The sequence below is a fragment of the Coprococcus sp. AF16-22 genome (assembly GCF_003461545.1).
GTDB classification, from domain to species: domain Bacteria; phylum Bacillota; class Clostridia; order Lachnospirales; family Lachnospiraceae; genus Coprococcus; species Coprococcus aceti.
On the sequence record NZ_QTXH01000012.1, the window covers coordinates 51,258 to 63,210 of the forward strand.

The 11,953-nt window shown below is 46.5% G+C and carries 10 protein-coding genes and 1 other RNA gene; 10 read left to right on the plus strand and 1 reads right to left on the minus strand.

Annotated features, from left to right (window positions below):
• Positions 1-22: 22 nt before the first annotated feature.
• From dnaG to DWW60_RS11665, 4 genes are read left to right on the plus strand one after another with little or no spacing between them, the layout of a single operon-like run.
• Entirely contained in the window at positions 23-1,837 is a 1,815-nt protein-coding gene (gene dnaG, locus DWW60_RS11650) for a DNA primase (protein WP_022216125.1), read from the plus strand.
• A gap of 32 nt (positions 1,838-1,869) precedes the next feature.
• Positions 1,870-3,057: an RNA polymerase sigma factor RpoD gene (gene rpoD, locus DWW60_RS11655; protein WP_022216124.1), complete on the plus strand. Its 1,188-nt coding sequence runs from the start codon at positions 1,870-1,872 to the stop codon at positions 3,055-3,057.
• Between the two features lie 47 nt (positions 3,058-3,104).
• Entirely contained in the window at positions 3,105-3,830 is a 726-nt protein-coding gene (locus DWW60_RS11660; RefSeq protein WP_117875429.1) for a tRNA (adenine(22)-N(1))-methyltransferase, read from the plus strand.
• Between the two features lie 8 nt (positions 3,831-3,838).
• Entirely contained in the window at positions 3,839-4,846 is a 1,008-nt protein-coding gene (locus DWW60_RS11665) for a uridine kinase family protein (protein WP_015533961.1), read from the plus strand.
• Positions 4,847-4,962: 116 nt separating this feature from the next.
• On the opposite strand, the gene rnpB is transcribed toward DWW60_RS11665, so the two are convergent.
• Positions 4,963-5,322, minus strand: an RNA gene (rnpB, locus tag DWW60_RS11670) — RNase P RNA component class A.
• A 198-nt stretch (positions 5,323-5,520) separates the two neighbouring features.
• On the opposite strand from rnpB, the gene DWW60_RS11675 reads away from it, so the two are divergent.
• The 6 genes from DWW60_RS11675 (at position 5,521) to DWW60_RS11700 (ending at position 11,929) form a co-directional block, all read left to right on the plus strand.
• Positions 5,521-6,234 (plus strand): hypothetical protein, encoded by a 714-nt coding sequence (locus tag DWW60_RS11675; RefSeq protein WP_055223258.1) that lies wholly within the window; start codon positions 5,521-5,523, stop codon positions 6,232-6,234.
• Between the two features lie 24 nt (positions 6,235-6,258).
• Entirely contained in the window at positions 6,259-6,801 is a 543-nt protein-coding gene (locus DWW60_RS11680; protein WP_015533958.1) for a nitroreductase family protein, read from the plus strand.
• Between the two features lie 93 nt (positions 6,802-6,894).
• A complete protein-coding gene (locus DWW60_RS11685) occupies positions 6,895-9,285 on the plus strand; it encodes a PEP-utilizing enzyme (protein ID WP_117875430.1) in 2,391 nt (796 codons plus the stop codon).
• 5 nt (positions 9,286-9,290) lie between these two features.
• Positions 9,291-9,974, plus strand: a complete 684-nt coding sequence (locus DWW60_RS11690; RefSeq protein ID WP_015533956.1) for a gamma-glutamyl-gamma-aminobutyrate hydrolase family protein — start codon at positions 9,291-9,293, stop codon at positions 9,972-9,974.
• A gap of 80 nt (positions 9,975-10,054) precedes the next feature.
• Entirely contained in the window at positions 10,055-11,014 is a 960-nt protein-coding gene (locus tag DWW60_RS11695) for a hypothetical protein (RefSeq protein ID WP_015533955.1), read from the plus strand.
• Between the two features lie 237 nt (positions 11,015-11,251).
• Entirely contained in the window at positions 11,252-11,929 is a 678-nt protein-coding gene (locus tag DWW60_RS11700) for a PspA/IM30 family protein (RefSeq protein WP_015533954.1), read from the plus strand.
• The last annotated feature ends 24 nt before the right edge of the window (positions 11,930-11,953 follow it).

The following is an 11,953-nucleotide window of genomic DNA, read 5'->3' on the forward strand; positions in this document are numbered from 1 at the left end:
CTGACAAACAGGAGGAATCGAATTGTATTATTCGGATGACGTGATAAATGAAGTCTTGTCAAGAAATGATATAGTGGATGTTATCGGAAGCTACGCAAGCCTTAAGAAGAAGGGCGCGAATTACGAGGCATGCTGTCCGTTCCACCATGAGAAGACTCCGTCATTTAAGGTCAACAGGGAAAAACAGATGTATCACTGCTTCGGCTGCGGAGTCGGTGGCAACGTGTTTACATTTGTCATGGAATATGAGAACCTCAATTTCCCGGAGGCTGTGGAGAGACTTGCGGAGAGGGCTGGAGTACAGCTCCCTGAGAAGTCCATGAACGCCCAGGAGAGGTCGAGGGAGCAGTATAAGATAACGCTCAGGGAGATGAACAAGACTGCGGCTGCATATTTTCATTATATATTGAAGCACAGCCAGCATGGTGAGAAGGCTTATGAGTATTTTCACGAGACAAGAGGTCTCTCTGATGAGACGATAAATAAATTTGCGCTTGGATATTCAGATATATACAGGGATGATCTGTACAGGTATCTGAAGAGCAAAGGATATACAGATGACCAGATGAAGGGCTCGGGACTTGTTGAGATCAGCGAGAAGGAAGGCGGTGTGGACAAGTTCTGGAACAGAGCCATGATCCCGATACTGGATATAAACGGCAAGGTCATCGCATTTGGCGGACGAGTCATGGGCGATGGAAAACCGAAATATATAAATACCAGTGATACCGCGGTGTTCGACAAGAGCCATACGTTGTTTGCCATGAACATAGCAAGGCGGAGCAGGAGAAAAGGATTTATATGCTGTGAGGGATATATGGATGTCATCTCCATGCATCAGGCAGGATTTGACAATGCCGTGGCGTCCCTTGGAACGGCATTTACATTTGGACATGCTGGGATAATAAAGAGATATGCCGATGAGGTTTATCTGGCGTACGACAGTGACGGCGCAGGCGTGGAGGCGACGAAGAAGGTCATAGCAATTCTCCGGGAGGTCGGAGTCGGCGCAAGGGTCATCAATATGAGACCGTACAAGGATCCCGATGAGTTCATACAGAACCTTGGAAGCGAGGCATTTGAGGAGAGGATAAAGAAAGCTGAGAGCGGAATGATGTTCCTTGCAAGGATATATTCTGAGGAATATGACCAGAGCGATCCGGGTGAGCTGACCAAGTTCCAGAACCAGATAGCGAGGGAACTGGCATATATTGAGGACGACCTGGAGAGAAATAATTATGTCGATGCCATAGCGAGGAAATATGTGATCGACAAGGATGCCCTTGCCGCGAAGGTACATGCCTACGGTGTTGCGGGCACGGCAAAGCCGGAGATAGTGGAGCGGGAGACCCGCAGACTCCAGGAACAGCAGGGCTATGAAGAGTTTCCGGGAGACCAGAGCGCGGGAGCTCCGGGAAGACCTGAGACAAAGGATAATAAGACCGCCAAGCTGCTGCTCACATGGCTTGTGAACCGGCCGGAGCTGTTTGCCAGACTTGACGGCGTGGTGAGTGAGGCGGACTTTGAGCCGGGAATATACCGGACCGTAGCGGACAAGCTGTACTCACAGTACAGGGAGAAGCACAAGGTTGAGCCCGCTGTGGTGGTGAACACATTCCAGGATGTGGAGGAACAGAGACTGGTGGCAGGCATGCTCCAGACAGATCTGGCGATAGACATGACCGAGGAGGAGGTTGGCAATGCCATAACCGAGGTCGTGAAAAAGATAAAGCTTGCCAGCATAAAAAAACAGCTTGAGAGCGAGAATGACATGATGAAGGTTCAGCAGCTCATCAAGGACAGGAAAAAGATAGAAAAGTTTAAAGTTATTTTATAAGAAATAAACAATACATTATGTGGAGGAAAGATATGAGTACAATGGATGCGATCAATTCAAATGAAGACAAGTATATGATCAAGGTGAGTGAGGACGATGCGATCAACGCAAAGTTCAACACAAAGCTTCAGGAATTGCTTGACATAGCTCACAGCAAGAAGAACGTTATAGAGGACACAGAGCTCATCAAGCATTTTAACGATCTCAAGGAGGTTGCCCTTGATCTGGATACCATGCAGAAGATCTTCAATTTCCTTGAAAAGAACGGTGTGGACATACTTCAGATAACAGATGACGATGAGGAGGAGCCAACACTTGACGAGGACGTGATCGCTGAGGGCGAGGATGTTGAGAAGATAGATTTCACAGATACAGGTGATATATCAAGCACAACACAGGATCCTGTCAAGATGTACCTGAAGGATATAGGAAAGGTGCCTCTGCTCAGCGCGGAGGAGGAGATAGAGCTTGCCAAGAGAATGGAGGCAGGCGATGAGATGGCAAAGAAGAAGCTTGCTGAGTCCAACCTCAGACTTGTTGTAAGTATAGCCAAGAGATATGTTGGACGTGGAATGTTATTCCTCGATCTAATACAGGAGGGTAACCTCGGTCTGCTCAAGGCCGTGGAGAAGTTTGATTACAGAAAGGGTTACAAGTTCTCAACATATGCGACATGGTGGATCAGACAGGCCATCACAAGGGCCATCGCAGATCAGGCGAGAACCATAAGAATCCCGGTTCATATGGTTGAGACCATCAACAAGGTTACCAGAGTGAGCAGAGATCTGCTTCAGAAGCTCGGCAGAGAGCCGCTTCCAGAGGAAGTCGGAGAGGTTATGGGACTTCCAAAGGAGAGAGTTCAGGAGATCATGAAGATCGCACAGGAGCCTGTATCACTGGAGACTCCTATCGGTGAGGAGGAGGACAGCCATCTTGGAGATTTCATACAGGATGAGAGTATCCCTACACCTGTTGAGGCGACAAACCAGACACTGCTGCACGAGCAGCTCGACGAGGTAGTCAGCACACTTACAGAGAGAGAGCAGAGAGTTATAAAGCTCAGATTTGGATGGGATGACGGAAGACCAAGAACCCTTGAGGAAGTCGGCAAGGAGTTCAATGTCACAAGAGAGCGTATCAGACAGATCGAGGCAAAGGCGCTCAGAAAGCTGAGACATCCTAACAGAAGCAGAAAGCTCAAGGATTTCCTGTATAACTAGCAGAGAGGACCGCGCGATCTGGCATGGATGGTGCGAGGATAATAATTATGAAAGATATAGAATTGTCACTTCGTATGAAGACTGTTGCCGACATGGTAAAGCCCGGCGGCAGAGTGTGTGATATTGGATGCGACCATGCATTTGTGTCCATATACCTTGTGGCAAATGGCATATCGGACCGGGTCATAGCATCAGATGTTAGAACCGGTCCGTGTGCTATAGCCAGGGATAATATAGCCAGATGGAATATGACAGACCGTATTGATCTGAGACTCGGAAACGGACTTGCAACCATATCTCCGGGTGAGGTGGATTCCATCATAATAGCCGGCATGGGAGGAATCCTCATAACGGATATACTTGAAGCCGGCATGGATGTGGTACAGTCAGCCGGTCAGCTCGTGCTGCAGCCCCAGTCGGAGACAGAGCATTTGAGAAGGTACATCGCAGAGAATGGCTGGAAGATCACAGAGGAAAAAATGCTGATAGATGCTGGCAAATACTACGTTGTACTGAACGTGGATGTGACAGCACAGGATTTTGGTAATAAGTCAGCCATGGATGAAGTATATTATAAATACGGATATTACCTCATACATAATCATGACAAGATCCTCGGAGAGTATCTGAGGGATAAGCTTGATTCGACCGGAAAAGTCCTTGATGGACTGAAGAAGGTGGATACGGTCAATGCCAGACGGCGTGCCGGTGAGCTCACACATGAAAAGGAATGCATGGAAGAGGCATTGAGACTTATATCGGATATGGAGTAGATATTTATATGGGTGATGAGCAGAGAAGTATAACATCATTAAAGACAACTGCAAAGGAGTGGGCGAGGAAAGTCGGTATCGATTCGATCGACAGGCTGAACGAGATGATCGATTCAGGAAAGGGACTGGAGCTCATACTGGTATGCGAGGCTATGCAGAGTAACTGCATGTATGAGATAGCCAGAAAAGTTTCCGAACAGAAGCGTAGGATAATACTGATATCCGGGCCGAGCTCGGCGGGCAAGACAACACTTTCCCACAGACTCAGTATCCAGCTTCGTGCCATGGGACTCAGACCACATGCGATAGCTGCGGATAACTATTTTGTGAACCGTGAAGACAATCCTAAGGATGAGAATGGCAACTATGATTTCGAGTGCCTGGAGGCCATGGATCTTGAAACACTTAATAGGGATATGACAAGGCTGTTGGACGGTGAAGAGATAGAGCTTCCGGTTTTCAACTTCAAGACCGGAGTGAGGGAATATCATGGGGACCTTCTCAAAATAGGTGAAAATGATGTTATCATCATGGAAGGAATCCATTCGCTTAACCCGAAGATGACATACGGACTGGCGGATGAAGACAAGTACAAGATATACATAAGTCCCCTTAATCAGTTGTACGTTGAAGGTGAGGACGGCGAGCCGGCAAAGGTTTCAACCATAGACAGCAGACTGCTCAGGAGAATAGTCAGAGACAGCAGGACCAGAGGGAACGATGTGGAGAAGACACTTTCCATGTGGAGCTCAGTCAGAAGGGGAGAGGAGAAATATATCTTCCCATATGAGAGCGAGGCTGATGAGATGTTTAACTCGGGACTGTTGTACGAATATACCGCCATACGGCGTGAGGCGAGACCATTGCTGCTCGGGGTAGATGAGACTTCAGAGCATTACCAGGATGCGGCGAGACTTCTGCGTCTGATAGATATGTTCCACGACATAGACACAGAATACATACCAGCAAATTCCATACTCAGAGAATTTATAGGTGGCGGATGCTTCAGGATATGATGAAGGTTCACACAAGGATAAAGAATAACCAACAATACAAAAATACGGCACAGAGGCAAAACAAATGTCTCCGTGCCGTATTTTTTGTTCAAAATATAAGAAAAATACTATGAAAGGGAATGAGTTGGACTGTAAGCCGGGTTATGTCGAGAGTGATCATCTATCTAGGATTTATGTTACCATAAAACTCAAGCAACCTACCTGGAATGCAGCGGGCAACTGTATCATTCCACAAGCTCCTTTGCAGAAGCTATATTTGGTCTTGCTTCGGATGGGGTTTACAGAGCCTGTCATGTTACCATGGCAGCGGTGAGCTCTTACCTCGCCTTTCCACCCTTACCATACGAATATGGCGGTATATTTCTGTTGCACTGGCCTGGGAGTCGCCTCCACCGGACGTTATCCGGCATCCTGCCCTGTGAAGCCCGGACTTTCCTCACCTGCAAAAATGCAGCCGCGATCACTTATCCAACTCATATAATCTTATAACAAATCACCGGCAAAAAGTAAAGTGAAAATAATCAAAAAACAACGAATGTAGTTTTTAAAACTACTTAACACAGTTAAGAATGCTTGATGTGGATTGCGATTCATGATATAATCTATAGCAAAGACGAGCAGACTAATATATGACTTCAGGCATATGGCGCACATAGCGCTGGAAAGGACTAACAATGGAAGATGTATATTTAACTAATAGAGATTATGTGAAGATAAAGAATCTGAATCTGGTGAGCTACGGTGGCAATCAGAACTGGTCAAAGTCAAAGAAGATGCAGAAGGTCGGATGTGGTGTTATAGCCATGGCAGACCTCACGATGTATCTTGCTGAGCAGAATCCGAATATGATGACCGATGCCATACGAAAGATCAACAAGCCAAAAGGCTTATACAACAAGCATGACTATCTTGAGTATGTGAGATTTTTCTATGTGCACTACGTGATACTTCTCATGCACAAGGGTATGCTGGGAATAGCACTCAAGCATACGATGAACAGATATTTCATGCTGAACGACATAGGGCTCAAGGCAAAGTGGAAGATGATGCAGTCCGATGAATCGATGCTGAGAGATATAAGACATCTCATAAGGAAGAATAAGCCGGTCATACTGGCCATAGGACCTAACAGATACAATCCATTTGGCAAGAAGGGTATCAGCCTTTATGTGGACAAGGACGGTGAGCTGAAGAGCTCCATCAGGGAGAATGTCCACTCACATTATGTGACTGTTACAGGAGTGTGCACCATAAAAGGAAGAGAATATCTTGTTGTATCTTCATGGGGAAAGAAGTATTATATAGACTATAAGGAATACAGGAATTACGTGAATAACGTCGGTGACAAGTTCACGAGCGGGATATTATATATCCAGGGATTATTATAAGATTTTACACCAGGAGGACATTGTATGAACGCAGTAGAATGTATCAAGACCAGAAGAAGTGTGAGAAAGTTTACAGATGAGATGGTGAGTGTTGACACAGTCAGAGAGATTGTTGAGCTGGCGTCATATGCGCCATCATGGAAGAATACACAGGTTATCAGATATACACTTGTGGAGGATCCGGAGATCATCGCTAAGATAGCTGCAGAGGGCGTTATGGATTTCCCTCTCAACCAGAAGACAGTCAGCAGAGCGAAGCAGCTCATGATAGTCACCAAGAAGGACGGAATATGTGGCTATGAGAAGTCAGGAGAGTTCAGCACAAGCAAGGGCAGCGAGTGGGAGATGTTCGATGCCGGTATAGCAACCCAGACATTCTGTCTTGCCGCTCATGATAAGGGCGTTGGAACAGTCATACTCGGAATATTTGACGATGCAAAGGTAGGAGAGATAGTTGGTATTCCTGATGGACAGACCGTTGCCGCAGTTGTGGCTATGGGTTATCCTGCATTTGCACCGGAGATGCCGCCTAGAAAGTCAGTGGACGACCTTCTCACAGTGAAGTAGATCACAGAACGGTACAATTACATATAAAAAGAAATTGATGTAAGCTGCACTTTAGTATACACTAAGTGCAGCTTTTTTTAATAAGGAGGCAACATGACAGACAGGATTTCTTCAAAGGCTGATGTTCTTAAGAGCCTGTATGGAAAATTGAAGTATTCGAGAGTGGAAAAGCTGAAGATAGTAACCGGAGCTGAGCTTGATGCCGATCCGTATGGACTTGCGGCGGAGATAGCAGAAGAATTTGCCGGAGGGTATATCGTGGTCAGAAGCTCGTCCTCAAATGAAGACGGACTCAACACTTCGAATGCCGGTCACTATGAGAGTATTCTGGGAGTGGACCCTTCAGACGGAGAGGCGGTAGTAAGGGCAGTCAGGGAAGTGCTGGATTCATATAAATGTGATCTGGACGATGTGTCCGGCGAACAGGTTCTCATACAGAGACAGATCACGAATATCAGCTACAGCGGCGTTATATTTTCAAGGGAGATCAAGAAGGACAGGCCATATTATACGATAACCTACGATGATTCATCCACAGACGCGGTTACAAGCGGAAGGGGAGGAAAGACGGTATACATAATCAGGAATGTGGACTGTGATGAGCTGCCGGCGAACTGGGCTGCGCTCATCAGATCCATGCGTGAGCTGGAGGATATGCACCCTGAATATCCACTGGATGTGGAGTTCGCAATAGATGAGGGCAATACAGTCACGATATTTCAGATGAGACCTCTTGCAGCCAGCATCAATGGTGTTCACTCCGATGTCGATGACGAAGAGGTGTTCAGGACTGTTTTGGAGGCTGAGGATACATACAGGGAGATCAGCAGCCTGGTTGGGGACAGGAACACCATATTGTCGGATATGGCATTCTGGAATCCTGCGGAGATCATAGGTGAAAATCCCCATCCGCTTGACTATTCCCTGTACAGGGAGATCATCACGTCTGCGGCATGGAATCAGGGACTCAGCTACATTGGTTACAGAGAGGTGGATGGAGACCTCATGTATAAGCTTGGCAACAAGCCGTACATATCTCTTAAGAAGTCGTTCCTGGGGCTGATGCCGGATGAACTGGATGACAGGCTGGAGGCGAAGCTTCTGAAGTATTACGATAAAAAGCTTATAGATGATCCGACCGCCCATGACAAGATAGAATTTGAGATAGCATTTTCCGAATATGACTTCTCGACGGAGGACAAGCTGGGGACACTGACGGAAGCCGGGTTCACCAGGGAGGAGATTGCGGACCTCTCGGATTCGCTGTTCAATCTGACAAACAATGCGATATGCAATTTCAATAGAAACAGGATGAAGGATCTCAGGGCTCTTAACGGCCTTCGTGTCCACCGTGAGAATACGAGAAGCAACTGGCTTATGGCGCACAATGATGTGGTAACGCTGATACAGTATTTTGTACAGCTCATAGAGAGCATAAAGCATTACGGAACCCCGAAATTTGCGCGACAGGCGAGACTGGCATTCATATCGAAGGCGATTAGCAGATCTCTTGTGTACAGAGGATATTTTACGGACAAAGAGATAGACGATTTTATGATGTCGATATATACTGTTGCGTCGGAGTACGATTCTGACTTTCAGGATCTGGTGGACGGCAGGATAACAAGAGGTACATTTGATGAAAAATATGGACATCTGCGTTCAGGCACATACGACATAACCTGCGAGACATACGCCCAGCGCGAGTTCGACCTGTCCAAGGGAAGCGCTGCTGCGAGAAAGCAGAGGCAGACCATAGAGGAGCTTAAGCATAATCCTCTGGATTCGGTTAAGCTCATGGAGGCACTTGAGGATATAGGCTTTTATGTGGACCTCAGGGAATTTCTGGATTTCCTCAAGGATTCCATGGAGGAGAGGGAATTCTTCAAGTTCGAGTTCACCAAGACATTAAGCCTTGCCATAGACATACTTATAGATATAGGCGATAAACTTGGCATAAGCAAGGAAGACATGGCATATCTTGAGGTGCCGGATATTCAGCTTATGGTGAACAGACCTGCGGAATTCACAGGCGATATATGGAGAAAGATCATAGATCAGAACAAAAAGAAATTCCAGAGGGCGTCCATGCTTATACTGCCAGATGTCATATATGATCCGTTGCAGTTAAAATGCATAGAGATATGGGAGGCCAGACCTAACTTCATAACATCTGAATGCGTCACGGGTGACATTCTCCTGCTTGAAAATTATGAGAATGAGGATCACGAGGATGTGGCTGACGTTCAGGATAAGATAGTAGTTCTCCCGAAGGCGGATCCGGGATACGACTGGATATTTGCAAAGGGGATAAAAGGATTTATAACGAAATACGGCGGAGTTGCATCCCACATGGCGATAAGGTGTGCGGAGTTCAACATCCCGGCGGCAATAGGCTGCGGAGACTGCATATACAGTTTCGTGGAAAAACAGCAGACGGTGACGCTCGACTGTGCACACGGTAAGATAACAAAGGGGGTATAGGTTTTATGTTACATGCACTTATAACACAGCGGGAAGGACACAATATGTATGGAAAATATACGGACGTTCTCGAGGCTGCTTATGTGGAGTTCTATGAGAGCCTTGGAATAAGACTCAGACCGGTATCCAACTTTACAAAAAACTTTGATGAGATAGTGGATGAACAGTTTGATCTCCTGATAGTGACAGGGGGCGGAACGCTCCATCCGAGACATTATGTGGAGCCGCACAATGCAGAGCTGCAGCCGCACCGTGATGCGCTAGAGGAGCAGCTCATAATGTACTGCGTCCAGAATGAGATCCCAGTGATAGGCGTGTGCAGGGGAATGCAGCACATAAATGCGCTGTTTGGCGGTAAGATAAGTTATTCCGCGCGCTTTAAGGTGCCAAGACCCAGAGGCACAGACCACATGGCAAGGATAGTCAAGACGGACAGATATATCAAGGTAAACAACTTCCACAGCGACTGTGTCTATCTGGAAAATCTGTCGACGATGTTCTATCCGATAGTGGTCGATGAGGAGAATGAATCTGTCGAGGCATTTGTATCACCGACGATGAGCATACTTGCCTTCCAGTGGCATCCTGAGCGTATATTTGAGAGCGAGGAAGGACGGCTTTTTACAAGACATCTTATACAGGATTTCCTTGGGCTTCCGAGAGATGATGTGAAACCGGCGATAGATTAACGTTGAAATGCCATATGAAAGATGCTAAAATAAACTAGCGTATACTTATGAGATAGAAAAGTTGCGATGGAGGCACTATTATGGAGAACGGAAAAGCTAAACAGCTTTTAGATAGAATACAGGATATAGTTGGAGATGGACAGAACGTTCCATTTGCAGCAGGTAAGGTACTGGTCAACAAGGAAGAGGTTCTTGAGATCGTTGAGGAGCTCAAGACTACTATAGATCTGGAACTCAAGGCATATCATGAGATCACAGACAAGAGAAGCAAGATCATCAAGGAGGCAGAGCAGGAGGCCGATGAGATCATCGCAGAGGCCGAGGAGACCGCATCCAGGATCAGGCTTACAAAGCCAAGCCCGCTCTTTGTGGACCGCAATGTCAAGAGCCTTGGCAAGCAGGACAGGCAGGCGCTCAGAACGGCCAACGAGATATATGCGGCATCTATCATTTATACAAATGAGATGCTGATGGAGATCAACGAGACCGTGAACCAGGCATATAATATGATAAGCATGGAGAGCGACAGAGTCCTTGATTCTCTGAGAAAGAAATCTGAGATCATTGAGAACAACAAGAAGGAGCTCATGGAAGGTCTCATGGATATGAAGAAGCAGGAGCGCTATGCCGATATACTGGAGATCAGCCAGCTTCTGGCGAATGAGCTGTATTATGAGAAGAACAAAGCCAAGGATGAGGAGCACAAGGATAAGAACGGTGAGCCGGAGATGGTTCAGTGGGAGTTCGATTTTGAAGATAAGAAGGAGCCTGAACCAATCCGAGTGAAGGCATCCAGGGAACCGGTCAAGAGTGTCCAGAGGGAGACTGACGATGCGGATTCTTCGATACATGTCATAAAAGACAGTGATCATGACGATAAGATGAGACGCTTTGGAGACAGAACACCGGTGAGACTTGAGGAGTCGATAACGGATGCGAGTGCCAAGGGAAGCGACTCAGACAAGAACGGCAGACCTGATTTCAGAATAGGCGGACGTATATCCGATGCCTATGATGACGTGGATGACGGAGTCGTATAAAAGTTTCGTGCAACATGCAGGGGACGCGCTAGTTTTGAATATTAAAGCCTGATAAGTTGGCGGCTGATACTTTACAGGGGGTAACGTGTCGAATAGCACATTATATGATGCAGCAACACAGCATGCATGGTATTGCGCCGGAGCATGGGAGATCATATAATGGTGGTGTCGTCGACAGGAGGCAACATTTAATATTATATACAAATAAATCAACCTAAAACGCGGAGGTAAAAAGTTATGGGAATTTTAAAGAGATTTAAGGACATTATGTCATCAAACATCAATGCACTTCTTGACAAGGCAGAGGATCCTGAGAAGATGATAGATCAGTACCTCAGAGACCTTCAGGAGGATCTCAGAAAGGTTAAGTCAGAGACTGCAACTGTTATGGCAGAGGAGCAGAGATGCAAGAGACAGCTTGATGAGTGTGACGCAGAGATCGCAAAGATGCAGACATATGCAGAGAAGGCACTTGTAGCAGGTAACGAGGGCGATGCAATGAAGTTCCTCGAGAAGAAGAACCAGCTCACGCAGAAGCAGGTAGCTCTTCAGCAGGCATATGATGCAGCAGCAGCTAACGCAGCCAAGATGAGACAGATGCATGACAAGCTCACAAAGGATGTCAGCGATCTCAATGCAAGAAAAGAGACTATCAAGGCAAAGGTTCAGGTTGCTAAGACTCAGGAGCGTATGAACAAGATGATGAGCGGTATCGGCGATTCATCAGCTTCACTTGATGCATTTTCAAGAATGGAAGCAAAGGCAGACGCTATGCTTGACAAGGCAAATGCAATGAGCGAGCTCAATTCATCAAGCGCAGATTCAATAGATGATCTTGCAAGCAAGTATGATGCAGCTCCAAATGCAGACGTTCAGGATGAGCTTGCAGCACTTAAGGCAAAGATGGGATTATAATATTCCAAACATATTGCAGAACAG